Consider the following 239-nt stretch of genomic DNA (forward strand, 5'->3'; position numbering starts at 1 on the left):
TCAAAAGCCAGTCACGCTTCTGCTGGGTAAATTGTTACATTATGGGATGGTTTTCATGGCTCAGGGCAAGCTAAATCACTGGTGGCTGTATGTGCTGATTGGCTGGCCGATGCATGTCAGCTGGAGCATCTTGCTGCTGGCACAAGCGCTCATGGTCATTGGCTGTCTGAGCATGTCAAAGTTATTCTTTTTTGTGGCAATGGATGTGACACGGGCGATGAGCTTTGTTGGCGGTTTTA

Annotated in this window: 1 pseudogene; it reads left to right on the forward strand. The window is 48.5% G+C overall.

Annotated elements, in window-relative coordinates:
- Window positions 1–239 (forward strand): annotated as a pseudogene (locus ACYP03_RS27825) (ABC transporter permease); the annotation flags it as partial.

The organism is Photobacterium sp. R1 (assembly GCF_054600795.1).